This window comes from Wolbachia endosymbiont (group A) of Lasioglossum fulvicorne (assembly GCF_964028605.1).
Lineage (GTDB): Bacteria > Pseudomonadota > Alphaproteobacteria > Rickettsiales > Anaplasmataceae > Wolbachia.
In genome coordinates this window covers 859635-873160 of record NZ_OZ034798.1, presented here as the reverse complement: position 1 = coordinate 873160, position 13526 = coordinate 859635, and the positions used below count along the sequence as shown (strand labels likewise).

General features: G+C 37.4%; 11 protein-coding genes and 5 pseudogenes. 7 read left to right on the top strand and 9 right to left on the bottom strand.

Annotation, left to right across the window (positions count from 1 at the left end; all coding sequences use genetic code 11):
• Positions 1-36 precede the first annotated feature (36 nt).
• Positions 37-342 (top strand): annotated as a pseudogene (locus tag ABWU71_RS04715) (IS630 transposase-related protein); the annotation flags it as partial.
• Between the two features lie 68 nt (positions 343-410).
• Here the strand turns inward: ABWU71_RS04715 and ABWU71_RS04710 are convergent.
• A protein-coding gene (locus tag ABWU71_RS04710) for an IS630 family transposase (protein ID WP_353284076.1) occupies positions 411-1270 on the bottom strand; the annotation gives its coding sequence in 2 pieces (ribosomal slippage) (positions 411-946 and positions 946-1270; 861 coding nt in all).
• 84 nt (positions 1271-1354) lie between these two features.
• On the opposite strand from ABWU71_RS04710, the gene ABWU71_RS04705 reads away from it, so the two are divergent.
• The 3 genes and pseudogenes from ABWU71_RS04705 to ABWU71_RS04695 form a co-directional block, all read left to right on the top strand.
• Positions 1355-2147 (top strand): IS5 family transposase gene (locus tag ABWU71_RS04705; RefSeq protein ID WP_353284152.1). Its coding sequence is split into 2 segments (ribosomal slippage): positions 1355-1618 and positions 1620-2147, totalling 792 coding nucleotides; the frame shifts between segments, so codons are not numbered across the junction.
• Between the two features lie 5 nt (positions 2148-2152).
• Positions 2153-2638, top strand: a pseudogene (locus tag ABWU71_RS04700) (IS630 family transposase); the annotation flags it as partial.
• 28 nt (positions 2639-2666) lie between these two features.
• A pseudogene (locus ABWU71_RS04695) lies at positions 2667-3581 on the top strand (M48 family metalloprotease); the annotation flags it as partial.
• A 27-nt stretch (positions 3582-3608) separates the two neighbouring features.
• On the opposite strand, the gene ABWU71_RS04690 reads toward ABWU71_RS04695, so the two are convergent.
• The 5 genes from ABWU71_RS04690 to ABWU71_RS04670 form a co-directional block, all read right to left on the bottom strand.
• Positions 3609-3938 carry a TrbC/VirB2 family protein gene (locus tag ABWU71_RS04690; protein WP_353284151.1) on the bottom strand — a complete coding sequence of 110 codons (330 nt, stop codon included), beginning with the start codon at positions 3936-3938 and terminating at the stop codon, positions 3609-3611.
• Positions 3939-4033: 95 nt separating this feature from the next.
• The gene (gene fabG, locus ABWU71_RS04685) at positions 4034-4768 is read right to left on the bottom strand and encodes a 3-oxoacyl-[acyl-carrier-protein] reductase (RefSeq protein ID WP_353284150.1); all 735 of its coding nucleotides are present in this window, start codon (positions 4766-4768) and stop codon (positions 4034-4036) included.
• Positions 4769-4837: 69 nt separating this feature from the next.
• Positions 4838-5630, bottom strand: a protein-coding gene (locus ABWU71_RS04680) for an IS5 family transposase (protein ID WP_353284149.1) whose coding sequence is annotated in 2 segments (ribosomal slippage) — positions 4838-5365 and positions 5367-5630 — 792 coding nt in all. Because the reading frame shifts where the segments join, the coding sequence is not laid out codon by codon here.
• A 73-nt stretch (positions 5631-5703) separates the two neighbouring features.
• Positions 5704-6496, bottom strand: a protein-coding gene (locus ABWU71_RS04675) for an IS5 family transposase (RefSeq protein ID WP_265023453.1) whose coding sequence is annotated in 2 segments (ribosomal slippage) — positions 5704-6231 and positions 6233-6496 — 792 coding nt in all. Because the reading frame shifts where the segments join, the coding sequence is not laid out codon by codon here.
• A gap of 106 nt (positions 6497-6602) precedes the next feature.
• Positions 6603-7462 (bottom strand): IS630 family transposase gene (locus ABWU71_RS04670; protein WP_353284076.1). Its coding sequence is split into 2 segments (ribosomal slippage): positions 6603-7138 and positions 7138-7462, totalling 861 coding nucleotides; the frame shifts between segments, so codons are not numbered across the junction.
• A gap of 256 nt (positions 7463-7718) precedes the next feature.
• On the opposite strand from ABWU71_RS04670, the gene ABWU71_RS04665 reads away from it, so the two are divergent.
• A complete protein-coding gene (locus ABWU71_RS04665) occupies positions 7719-9239 on the top strand; it encodes an HlyD family type I secretion periplasmic adaptor subunit (protein WP_353284148.1) in 1521 nt (506 codons plus the stop codon).
• Positions 9240-10220: 981 nt separating this feature from the next.
• Here the strand turns inward: ABWU71_RS04665 and ABWU71_RS04660 are convergent.
• Positions 10221-10544, bottom strand: a pseudogene (locus ABWU71_RS04660) (transposase); the annotation flags it as partial.
• 61 nt (positions 10545-10605) lie between these two features.
• Here ABWU71_RS04660 and ABWU71_RS04655 point away from each other — a divergent pair.
• Positions 10606-11465, top strand: a protein-coding gene (locus ABWU71_RS04655) for an IS630 family transposase (protein ID WP_353284147.1) whose coding sequence is annotated in 2 segments (ribosomal slippage) — positions 10606-10930 and positions 10930-11465 — 861 coding nt in all. Because the reading frame shifts where the segments join, the coding sequence is not laid out codon by codon here.
• Positions 11466-11493: 28 nt separating this feature from the next.
• On the opposite strand, the pseudogene ABWU71_RS04650 reads toward ABWU71_RS04655, so the two are convergent.
• Positions 11494-11965 (bottom strand): annotated as a pseudogene (locus ABWU71_RS04650) (IS5 family transposase); the annotation flags it as partial.
• Between the two features lie 50 nt (positions 11966-12015).
• Here ABWU71_RS04650 and ABWU71_RS04645 point away from each other — a divergent pair.
• Entirely contained in the window at positions 12016-12273 is a 258-nt protein-coding gene (locus tag ABWU71_RS04645; RefSeq protein ID WP_353284146.1) for a tetratricopeptide repeat protein, read from the top strand.
• Between the two features lie 38 nt (positions 12274-12311).
• Here the strand turns inward: ABWU71_RS04645 and odhB are convergent, their stop codons facing one another.
• Positions 12312-13484, bottom strand: a complete 1173-nt coding sequence (odhB, locus tag ABWU71_RS04640; RefSeq protein ID WP_353284145.1) for a 2-oxoglutarate dehydrogenase complex dihydrolipoyllysine-residue succinyltransferase — start codon at positions 13482-13484, stop codon at positions 12312-12314.
• Positions 13485-13526: the final 42 nt, after the last annotated feature.

Sequence of the window (13526 nt, the reverse complement as noted above, 5' to 3'; positions counted from 1 at the left end):
TGATAAGATAAGGATAGACGATGATAAGGAGGTTGAGTGCCAGCAGCATATAGTTATGACTTAAGGAAAAAAGCAATGGAAGCGCTAGAGGAGGGAGGAAGCAGAGAAACAGTGGCAGCAAGATTTAAAATTGGACGAACTACTTTATGGGAGTGGCAGCAAAGAAGAAAAGAAACAGGAGACTTTCAATCAAAAAAACTTGGAAATGGAGGTTACAATCACAAAATCACCGACTGGGATGCCTTTGCTAAATTTGCCAGAGAAAACGGAGGAAAGACTCTGTCGGAAATGGCTAAACTTTGGGGCAACGTTAGTATCCAAACGATCCACCGAGCTCTAAGAACCTGTACATGATCTCAAGAAAGGAATAAACTAAGAGATATAGCATTTCTCATAATAGTCCGAACAGGTCATAGGAAGGCAGAATCAACAGCACGACGAAATGATTCGAATAGAGGAATGTTTTTCCTAGCTCTGTTTTTTATAGCAAACCAATGATGCTCAATTTTGTTGAAATCTGGAGAATACGGCGGCAGATACAAAATTTCTGCACCAACTCCTCTAGCAAGCTCGATAATCTTACCAGACTTATGAAAAGTAGCATTGTCAAGAATGACAGTCTGTCCAGGTTCCAAGATCGGTGTCAAAAATTGCTCAAACCATCCATTAAAAACATCCATATTACAGTGGCCTTCAAAGGTTAATGGAGCAACTATCTTTCTTCTACTTAAGGCTGCAACCATACTGATTCGTTGAGTTTTCTTTCCAGATTTTAGGCCATAAAACCGCTGTCCTTTCTGGCAATACCCATATGGATAGTCCTCTGTGTTATCAATGCCAGACTCATCTATATAAACTAAGTTTTCTGGTTCTTTTGTTGCTATAATTTTTAAGAATTCAGCACGTTTTTCTTCGTTTCTTTCCTTGTATCCATATGTCTTTTTTTGCGCGTAAATCCAATTTTTCTGAGAGCTCGGTGGATCGTTTGGATACTAACGTTGCCCCAAAGTTTAGCCATTTCCGACAGAGTCTTTCCTCCGTTTTCTCTGGCAAATTTAGCAAAGGCATCCCAGTCGGTAATTTTGTGATTGTAACCTCCATTTCCAAGTTTTTTTGATTGAAAGTCTCCTGTTTCTTTTCTTCTTTGCTGCCACTCCCATAAAGTAGTTCGTCCAATTTTAAATCTTGCTGCCACTGTTTCTCTGCTTCCTCCCTCCTCTAGCGCTTCCATTGCTTTTTTCCTTAAGTCATAACTATATGCTGCTGGCACTCAACCTCCTTATCATCGTCTATCCTTATCTTATCACATCCGGACTTCTATGAAAAGAGCTATAATATATATAAGTTAGGATATATGAGGAGTTTATACCCAAGTGATATAAGTCGGGAAAGATTTGAGATTATGTTACCAGATCTAGAGTCCTGTAGAAAAAAAACAAAACCAAGGAAACTTGATTTGTATGATGTATTTTGTGGAGTGTTATACGTTCTGAAAAGCGGTTGTCAGTGGAGAATGCTACCAAAAGAGTTTCCAAAATGGCGCAATTGTTACGACTATTTTAAGAAGTGGAGTGAAAAACCAGATGCAGATAAAGAAAGTGTTCTGGAGCTGGTGTTAAAAAAAAATAGTTGGCGTGGTCCGACAAAACAATGGTCGGAAAGAAAAAACCAGCTTCTGCATAATTGATGCACAGAGTGTAAAAAATGCAGATACTGCTGAAGAAAAAGGCTATGATGCAGGCAAAAATATTTCAGGAATAAAACGCCATATTGCAGTAGATACGCAAGGTTTGCCCCATGCAATTTATATAACAACAGCAGAGATAACTGACCGTAGCAGTGCTGTGAGAATGGTCGAAAATGCAAAAGAAAACCTCTCGGGAGTTAAAAATGTACTGGTTGATGCAGGCTATACTGGAGAGAATTTTGCAACTCAAATAAAAACGATTATTGGTGCAACCGTTGAAGTGATAAAAAGAAATGAATTACATTCCTTTGTTGTATTGCCCAAAAGATGGGTTGTGGAGCGATCTTTTGCTTGGTTAGAAAAATGTAGAAGATTGTGGAAAAATTGTGAGCGAAAACTCAATACTAGCCTACAAATGGTCGTTCTGGCTTTCACTGCCTTACTTCTGAAAAGATTATGAACAGGCTCTTAAAAATTATAGCAACAAAAGAACCAGAAAACTTAGTTTATATAGATGAGTCTGGCATTGATAACACAGAGGACTATCCATATGGGTATTGCCAGAAAGGACAGCGGTTTTATGGCCTAAAATCTGGAAAGAAAACTCAACGAATCAGTATGGTTGCAGCCTTAAGTAGAAGAAAGATAGTTGCTCCATTAACCTTTGAAGGCCACTGTAATATGGATGTTTTTAATGGATGGTTTGAGCAATTTTTGACACCGATCTTGGAACCTGGACAGACTGTCATTCTTGACAATGCTACTTTTCATAAGTCTGGTAAGATTATCGAGCTTGCTAGAGGAGTTGGTGCAGAAATTTTGTATCTGCCGCCGTATTCTCCAGATTTCAACAAAATTGAGCATCATTGGTTTGCTATAAAAAACAGAGCTAGGAAAAACATTCCTCTATTCGAATCATTTCGTCGTGCTGTTGATTCTGCCTTCCTATGACCTGTTCGGACTATTATGAGAAATGCTATATATGGTAGGATTAGTTTCTAGTATTATCATTAACCCTCAGGTTGCTGGTGCAATTTTGCTTAGTGGTGTAGCGTTTAGTTCAAGGCTATTTTTTAACTATTCTCAAGAGCAAGAAAGTGTGGCAGATAGCTATGCTTTAAGGTATCTTGATGAATCTGGCTATGATAATTCAGGTATGAAAGAGATTTTTGATTATTTTAAAAGTATTGAGCATGAGAACACCGAGGAATATTTCCGCACTCACCCACTTAGTGAGAAACGTATATTTGCTGTACAGAATTATAAGGTCAAAAACAACGTAAAACCAATTTTTGCGGATAAGTTACTAAAGTTTGAGCGTGTGGTTGCAAAGCTAGACTCTTTCTTTGCTCCTATTCATGTGTTATCTAATAAATATGAAAATAATTTTGAGTATGTAAATGCTATAGTTTGCTATAGGCAAGGAAAGATAGAGGAGGCTATTGCTAAAGTTAATTCATTGATTCAAGAGTCACGCAATGACCCATACCTATATGAATTAAAAGCAGAAATGCTATACAAGGCCGGAAATTTAAGTGAAGCAATAAAAATGTATGAGGAATCGCTTAGGTATTTATCTGAGAAGAATAGTTATTTAGTAAAACTTGCATTATCTCATACTTTATTATTACACAGTGATGCAAAAAAGGCGATTTTTTACCTGGAGCAGATTTTGAATGTAGAACCAAATAACGCTTTTGTCTGGAAATATTTAAGCATTGCATATAAATGTGAAGCTGATACGGCAATGCATTATTTTGCCTTGACAAAAAAGGCTTGTATTGAAGGCGATTTAAAGCAATTTACAAAATATGCTGAGCTAGCTGTTAAAACTCTACCAAAAGATAGCCATTATTTGTTGCAAGTTGAAGATATGAAGCGGTTTAATGGATAACAAAAAAGCATTTCTGCACTTTTTGGGTTATTTTTGTCCACACTTTTCCAACATAGTTTTTGCTTCATCGCTTACGTTGGGCATAATTTTTGTTATGATATTTTTAGCGCCAAAAAATACACCACAGAACATGCCTAGAGCAAAGAGGGCTGGCCACGGCATCCTGCCAAATATTGCAAGCAAAGCTGCACCAATTATTACTACCGTCATAAGTGGACCGCCTATCCCCCAAACATAACCAATAATATTGCATATTACTTTAGTTGTGTCATCCATATCAGGGTCAGCTGCATAACCTGAGAAAGAGAAAAGCAATACTACACAAAAAACACCAAAAAATTCTATTATAGAGCTCATTTTTTTGCCTCTAAATAATAAACTAACGCAAACCTAAACCTACACATATTTTTGTTTTAAAGTAAAAATTATAATTTGTCCATACATAAGTGTTGCTACATAAATAACCCACCATTAATGTTAAGCACATGCCCTGTTATATATTTTGCTTCATCACTTGCTAAAAATAAGACCCCTGCTGCTATTTCTTCCCCTGTTCCCATTCTTTTCATTGGAATATTATCTAATATTTTTCCCTTTTGTACTTCATTTAAAACTTCAGTCATTTTAGTATCTATAAACCCAGGAGCAATACAATTTACTGTTATATTACGACTTGCAACTTCTTTTGCTATAGATTTGCTCATAGCTATTATTCCAGCTTTAGACGCTGCATAATTTGCTTGCCCGGCGTTTCCTGTTAGCCCTATTATTGAGGAAATATTTATAATTCTTCCCCAATTATTCTTAATTAGTTTCCTGCATGCTTCTCTACTCAGCTTAAATGTAGAACTCAAGTTAATATCAATTACTTTTTGCCATGCTTCATCTGTCATTCTCAATAATAAACTGTCTTGCGTAATGCCCGCATTGCATACAAGCCCGTCAAAGCCTTCCATCAACTCACTTGCTCTATTTATTAGTTGATTTACTTCCTCAGCATTTGATAAATCACAAGGGAGTACGTGCATATTTTTTTCATATTGTTTAGCAACTTCTTCGAGCACTTCTTTTTTTGTGCCAGAAATACATAAAGTTGCTCCGGCTTTGTGCATAATTTTTACAATTGCTTGCCCTATTCCGCCTGATGCGCCAGTGATCAGGAACTTTCTGCTTTCCAATCCAAACATAATAACTTTACATTATCTTAATTCCTAACAGAATATTGACTGGTTGGCAATAGATTTATTAGAGCCTGTTCATAATCTTTTCAGAAGTAAGGCAGTGAAAGCCAGAACGACCATTTGTAGGCTAGTATTGAGTTTTCGCTCACAATTTTTCCACAATCTTCTACATTTTTCTAACCAAGCAAAAGATCGCTCCACAACCCATCTTTTGGGCAATACAACAAAGGAATGTAATTCATTTCTTTTTATCACTTCAACGGTTGCACCAATAATCGTTTTTATTTGAGTTGCAAAATTCTCTCCAGTATAGCCTGCATCAACCAGTACATTTTTAACTCCCGAGAGGTTTTCTTTTGCATTTTCGACCATTCTCACAGCACTGCTACGGTCAGTTATCTCTGCTGTTGTTATATAAATTGCATGGGGCAAACCTTGCGTATCTACTGCAATATGGCGTTTTATTCCTGAAATCTTTTTGCCTGCATCATAGCCTTTTTCTTCAGCAGTATCTGCATTTTTTACACTCTGTGCATCAATTATGCAGAAGCTGGTTTTTTCTTTCCGACCATTGTTTTGTCGGACCACGCCAACTATTTTTTTTTAACACCAGCTCCAGAACACTTTCTTTATCTGCATCTGGTTTTTCACTCCACTTCTTAAAATAGTCGTAACAATTGCGCCATTTTGGAAACTCTTTTGGTAGCATTCTCCACTGACAAGCGCTTTTCAGAACGTATAACACTCCACAAAATACATCATACAAATCAAGTTTTCTTGGTTTTGTTTTTTTTCTACAGGACTCTAGATCTGGTAACATAATCTCAAATCTTTCCCGACTTATATCACTTGGGTATAAACTCCTCATATATCCTAACTTATATATATTATCTCTTAGTTTATTCCTTTCTTGAGATCATGTACAGGTTCTTAGAGCCTGTTCATAATCTTTTCAGAAGTAAGGCAGTGAAAGCCAGAACGACCATTTGTAGGCTAGTATTGAGTTTTCGCTCACAATTTTTCCACAATCTTCTACACTTTTCTAACCAAGCAAAAGATCGCTCCACAACCCATCTTTTGGGCAATACAACAAAGGAATGTAATTCATTTCTTTTTATCACTTCAACGGTTGCACCAATAATCGTTTTTATTTGAGTTGCAAAATTCTCTCCAGTATAGCCTGCATCAACCAGTACATTTTTAACTCCCGAGAGGTTTTCTTTTGCATTTTCGACCATTCTCACAGCACTGCTACGGTCAGTTATCTCTGCTGTTGTTATATAAATTGCATGGGGCAAACCTTGCGTATCTACTGCAATATGGCGTTTTATTCCTGAAATCTTTTTTCCTGCATCATAGCCTTTTTCTTCAGCAGTATCTGCATTTTTTACACTCTGTGCATCAATTATGCAGAAGCTGGTTTTTTCTTTCCGACCATTGTTTTGTCGGACCACGCCAACTATTTTTTTTTAACACCAGCTCCAGAACACTTTCTTTATCTGCATCTGGTTTTTCACTCCACTTCTTAAAATAGTCGTAACAATTGCGCCATTTTGGAAACTCTTTTGGTAGCATTCTCCACTGACAACCGCTTTTCAGAACGTATAACACTCCACAAAATACATCATACAAATCAAGTTTTCTTGGTTTTGTTTTTTTCCTACAGGACTCTAGATCTGGTAACATAATCTCAAATCTTTCCCGACTTATATCACTTGGGTATAAACTCCTCATATATCCTAACTTATATATATTATCTCTTAGTTTATTCCTTTCTTGAGATCATGTACAGGTTCTTACATAATATAAGTATAGCATTTCTCATAATAGTCCGAACAGGTCATAGGAAGGCAGAATCAACAGCACGACGAAAGGATTCGAATAGAGGAATGTTTTTCCTAGCTCTGTTTTTTATAGCAAACCAATGATGCTCAATTTTGTTGAAATCTGGAGAATACGGCGGCAGATACAAAATTTCTGCACCAACTCCTCTAGCAAGCTCGATAATCTTACCAGACTTATGAAAAGTAGCATTGTCAAGAATGACAGTCTGTCCAGGTTCCAAGATCGGTGTCAAAAATTGCTCAAACCATCCATTAAAAACATCCATATTACAGTGGCCTTCAAAGGTTAATGGAGCAACTATCTTTCTTCTACTTAAGGCTGCAACCATACTGATTCGTTGAGTTTTCTTTCCAGATTTTAGGCCATAAAACCGCTGTCCTTTCTGGCAATACCCATATGGATAGTCCTCTGTGTTATCAATGCCAGACTCATCTATATAAACTAAGTTTTCTGGTTCTTTTGTTGCTATAATTTTTAAGAATTCAGCACGTTTTTCTTCGTTTCTTTCCTTGTATCCATATGTCTTTTTTTGCGCGTAAATCCAATTTTTCTGAGAGCTCGGTGGATCGTTTGGATACTAACGTTGCCCCAAAGTTTAGCCATTTCCGACAGAGTCTTTCCTCCGTTTTCTCTGGCAAATTTAGCAAAGGCATCCCAGTCGGTAATTTTGTGATTGTAACCTCCATTTCCAAGTTTTTTTGATTGAAAGTCTCCTGTTTCTTTTCTTCTTTGCTGCCACTCCCATAAAGTAGTTCGTCCAATTTTAAATCTTGCTGCCACTGTTTCTCTGCTTCCTCCCTCCTCTAGCGCTTCCATTGCTTTTTTCCTTAAGTCATAACTATATGCTGCTGGCACTCAACCTCCTTATCATCGTCTATCCTTATCTTATCACATCCGGACTTCTATGAAAAGAGCTATAACTCAGACATTCACAAAATAAAGAAAAAGTTATAATAAAGTTAAACGTAAAAAAATTTTAAAAACATAGTTGATGCAGGAATTGTTACTAAATAGTTTATTCTGGTGCTCTACAGTCTAAATGGAATGCTTAAATTATAGATTCTTTGTTTTTGTGTGTTATCCTGAGTTAACACAAATTCACAGTAGTATTATGATAAGTAAGTTAAAAAAACTTAGCGCTGGATTTTCTTTGACAGGCTTGATTGGCCATGGTGATAATATAAATATGCAAGGAGCAAAAAATAAAAAGAAGAAGTACCCAAAATTTTTGGATAAGACGTTTGCATTGATTGATGCAGTGATAAATTTTATTTTAAAACGCGAAAGTAATAACGTAAATGAAGTCCTGAAAGTAACATGGGGACCACTATTTTTTGGTCTGGTAGTAATACTCATCTTTTTTGGGATAGGTGGTATTTGGTCGGCTATAGCTCCAATTGACGGTGCGGTGCATGCAAGTGGAGAAGTTATTGTATCTTCAAATAGAAAAATAGTTCAACACTTGGGCGGAGGAATAATAAGCAAAATTTTAGTAAAAGAGGGTCAAGCAGTTAAAAAAGATGAGCCTCTAGTTTTGTTGAGTGATGTTAACGAGAAGGCGAATTTAAGTATCATCAAAGAGAAGCTCTTATCATTTTTAGCAACAGAAGCAAGGCTTCTTGCAATCAGAGGAGGTTTAGACACGCTCGAGTTTCCTGATGGGGTTAAAAAATTATCTCACGATGAACTTGTAAATAAAGCGATAAAGAATCAAGTAAAGTTGTTCAACTCTCAGAGAAGGAGCATATTGGGAAAAACAGACATACTGCAACAACGTATAAAGCAGTTAAATGATGAATTAGCGGGGTTAAACTTTCAACTAAATGCAGCTCATAAGCAATATGACTTGATAACTGAGGAGTTAGAAACAAAAAGACAATTACTTGATAGTGGCCATATAAGCAAACCACACATTTTAGCTTTAGAAAAGCAGTTTGCTGAAATTGAAGGCAGAGTTGGACATTACCGTTCTGCAATATCTCAAGTGCAGCAAAAAATTGGAGAGAACGAATTAGAAATTATAAACGTGAGAAATGATTCTCAAGAAAGAGCAAACGCTGAACTTAAGGAAGTTAGTACGTCTATTGCAGACTTGAAAGAGAGGCTGATGGTTGCTGAAGATTCATTAGCACGTACAATAATTAAATCGCCTCAAGATGGGATAGTCACAGATATAAGATACCATACTGAAGGTGGTGTTATACAATCTGGAGTTCCGATCATGAGCGTAGTGCCATCTGATGATGACCTAATAATAGATGCTAAAATTCAGACCAGAAACATAGAAGAGATACTGTCAGCACAAAAGAAGGATAGCAACATAGTCTCTATTGATGGGCTAGAAGGGCTAAAGGTTAAAGTTCGTTTAAGTGCTTACAGTGCACGTCGTTTAAGTTTAATTAATGGTATAGTAAGCAATATTTCTCCTGATGCCCTTGATGATCCAAGGCTAGGGCGTTATTATTCAGTACGCGTAGTAATACCAAAACCAGAGCTTGCTCAGTTTAAAAACGTATACCTATACCCTGGTATGCCAGCAGAAGTGTACATAGTTACTCAATCTCGTACTCTTTTATCATTCTTGTTTACGCCTATAATTGCAACAGTCGATAGGTCTTTTATAGAAAGGTAGCTCACTTGTTAAAGTAGTAGTGAAAGTGCCATAATAAATTTAGGTACATAATTAGACAATAGGCTTCTTGCACTACCTTCCAGTGTCATTCAATAGAAACGAAAAACCTACTTGACACACTCCGCCAGCCCCCTTATCATGAAACTGAAGCTATTTATTTATCTTCGCAATCTGTGCAGGTTAATGACAAAAAACTTAGGGTATTTGGCGTCTCATGTTTAATTTTTCGCACTACGTGCATCGCATGTCTTTAAAAATTTTTAGGTTTTTACCTATATAAGCCGAAACGCGCTTACAAAGCGTTTAAGACAGCAAAAAACGTCAAATTGACAAGGGAGAATTTGAATGCTAGCTACTACGGGGTTTCTTTGCCTTTTTTCCTGCTTAGTAAATTTCTTAAACACTTGCGGTGTAGGTTAGTTGCAAGTTAAAAGCAGCTAAATCGCTCTTAATCAAGCGTTTTAGAATAAAGAAAACGCCGATATTTTAGTACATAGTAAATAGCCAACTACCACGGGGCTTCTTTTGCCTTTTTTTTTATTTGGTAAATTTCTTAATGTTTATAGCTAAACGACAATCGTCATCCCGCTACGTGTTAGCGGGATCTAGAGATACCGCGAATGAATCGCGGTATGACGGTTCGTGGCGGTATGACGATAAGGTTTATACCTTGTTATCCCAGTGCTTGACACTTGGATCCAGGAATTTTATTAAGTTGGTGAGCATAAAAATAGCTGTTTTACGTTAAAATACAATGTTTTGATGATTATGGAAAGGCTGGATTCCAGTGTCAAGCACTGGAATGACACCATAGGGGCACTGCCATCATAAAGGAACCAGTGTCAGCTACTTGAATGACATCATAGGGACACTGCCCTGACAACCGTCATCCCGCTACTTGTTAGCGGGATCTATGCTTTGAGACACTGCGAATGAATCGCGGTATGATGGTCAAGTAAGGGATCTATGCTAAGAGCCTGTTCATAATCTTTTCAGAAGTAAGGCAGTGAAAGCCAGAACGACCATTTGTAGGCTAGTATTGAGTTTTCGCTCACAATTTTTCCACAATCTTCTACATTTTTCTAACCAAGCAAAAGATCGCTCCACAACCCATCTTTTGGGCAATACAACAAAGGAATGTAATTCATTTCTTTTTATCACTTCAACGGTTGCACCAATAATCGTTTTTATTTGAGTTGCAAAATTCTCTCCAGTATAGCCTGCATCAACCAGTACATTTTTAACTCCCGAGAGGTTTTCTTTTGCATTTTCGACCATTCTCACAGCACTGCTACGGTCAGTTATAGCTCTTTTCATAGAAGTCCGGATGTGATAAGATAAGGATAGACGATGATAAGGAGGTTGAGTGCCAGCAGCATATAGTTATGACTTAAGGAAAAAAGCAATGGAAGCGCTAGAGGAGGGAGGAAGCAGAGAAACAGTGGCAGCAAGATTTAAAATTGGACGAACTACTTTATGGGAGTGGCAGCAAAGAAGAAAAGAAACAGGAGACTTTCAATCAAAAAAACTTGGAAATGGAGGTTACAATCACAAAATTACCGACTGGGATGCCTTTGCTAAATTTGCCAGAGAGAACGGAGGAAAGACTCTGTCGGAAATGGCTAAACTTTGGGGCAACGTTAGTATCCGAACGATCCACCGAGCTCTCAGAAAAATTGGATTTACGCGCAAAAAAAGACATATGGATACAAGGAAAGAAACGAAGAAAAACGTGCTGAATTCTTAAAAATTATAGCAACAAAAGAACCAGAAAACTTAGTTTATATAGATGAGTCTGGCATTGATAACACAGAGGACTATCCATATGGGTATTGCCAGAAAGGACAGCGGTTTTATGGCCTAAAATCTGGAAAGAAAACTCAACGAATCAGTATGGTTGCAGCCTTAAGTAGAAGAAAGATAGTTGCTCCATTAACCTTTGAAGGCCACTGTAATATGGATGTTTTTAATGGATGGTTTGAGCAATTTTTGACACCGATCTTGGAACCTGGACAGACTGTCATTCTTGACAATGCTACTTTTCATAAGTCTGGTAAGATTATCGAGCTTGCTAGAGGAGTTGGTGCAGAAATTTTGTATCTGCCGCCGTATTCTCCAGATTTCAACAAAATTGAGCATCATTGGTTTGCTATAAAAAACAGAGCTAGGAAAAACATTCCTCTATTCGAATCCTTTCGTCGTGCTGTTGATTCTGCCTTCCTATGACCTGTTCGGACTATTATGAGAAATGCTATATCTCTGCTGTTGTTATATAAATTGCATGGGGCAAACCTTGCGTATCTACTGCAATATGGCGTTTTATTCCTGAAATCTTTTTGCCTGCATCATAGCCTTTTTCTTCAGCAGTATCTGCATTTTTTACACTCTGTGCATCAATTATGCAGAAGCTGGTTTTTTCTTTCCGACCATTGTTTTGTCGGACCACGCCAACTATTTTTTTTTAACACCAGCTCCAGAACACTTTCTTTATCTGCATCTGGTTTTTCACTCCACTTCTTAAAATAGTCGTAACAATTGCGCCATTTTGGAAACTCTTTTGGTAGCATTCTCCACTGACAACCGCTTTTCAGAACGTATAACACTCCACAAAATACATCATACAAATCAAGTTTCCTTGGTTTTGTTTTTTTTCTACAGGACTCTAGATCTGGTAACATAATCTCAAATCTTTCCCGACTTATATCACTTGGGTATAAACTCCTCATATATCCTAACTTATATATATTATCTCTTAGTTTATTCCTTTCTTGAGATCATGTACAGGTTCTTAGGTGACCACGAGAAACAAAAGGAGCTGTTTGAACAGGCCTTGCCTATTCTTGAAAAACATTATGGCCCTGATCACCCGGAAGTTGCTACACTACTGATAAACCTAAGCGACGCCTATGGTGCTCTAGGTAACCACAAGAAACAAAAGGAGTTGTTTGCACGGGCTTCATCTATCTTTACGAAACATTACGGCCCTGATCATCCGGAAGTTGCTAAACTATTGGCAGAACTAGATGATATTTAGGTTTTTAGCAATACTAGATTAACAATAACTCATTTGAGCTACACTTCTAAAACTAATCTGCTTGGATCTTCTATATAATTTTTTATTTTAACAAGGAAAGTTACTGCTCCTTTGCCATCAACTATTCTGTGGTCGTAAGAGAGGGCAATGTACATCATAGGTCTGATTTCAATTGAGTTGCCCACGGCAACTGGCCTGTTTTGTATTGAATGCATTCCAAGTATTCCAGATTGCGGAGGGTTTATTATCGGGGTGGAAAGGAGCGAACCGTATACTCCGCCGTTTGAGATAGTGAATGTTGCACCTTCCATTTCCGATACTTGCAGCTTACCTTCGCGAGCTTTTTTGCCAAGAGCAACTAAAGTCAACTCAATTTCTGCAAATGACATCTGATCAGCACTCCGAATAACTGGCACAACAAGGCCTTTGTCAGTGCCAACAGCAACACCTATGTCATAGTAATGTTTATATATGATCTCATCGCCTGAGATTTCAGCGTTAATTTCAGGGATCTCTTTCAGTGCTTGCACTGCTGCCTTTATAAAAAACGACATAAAACCAAGTTTTATTCCATATTTTTTTTCAAAGGCGTCCTTATATTTTGCTCTTAGATCCATGACATTTTTCATGTCGATTTCATTGAACGTGGTCAGTATTGCAGCAGTATTTTGCGATGCTTTCAAACGAGTGGCAATTACTTGCCTTATTTTGCTCATTTTTACTCGTTCCTCTCTTTGCTCTCCACTTACTACACTTTTTGGCAATTCGTATTGTTTTATTGCAGGCTGTTCTGCTTTGTTTATATGGCCTATCACATCTGCTTTTGTTACTCTGCCTCCCATGCCAGTTCCTTTGACACTTTCTGCGCTGATTGCATTTTCCTCCATAATTTTGCGAGCTGATGGAGCATCTTTTTTAGCAGCACTTTCGCTTTTATCTTCTTTTTTCACTTCCTCTTTTACTTCTCCCACGGAAAGCTTCGCTAACAATTGATCAGGACTTATTACATCATCTTCTTTTACAAGAAATTCAGTTATTTGCCCTGAAGCTTCTGCAGTTAATTCGAGCGCTGTTTTGTCAGTTTCAATTTCAAAGATCAAGTCATCTACTTTTACTGCTTCTCCAATACCCTTCTTTATTTTTACTATACCTTCCGTAACTGATTCACCACCAAGAGTTTTTGGCGCTCTGATTTCTATAATTTTGCTCATAAAACAACTTCCGTATAAAACTTTCTATAGATTTATACATGA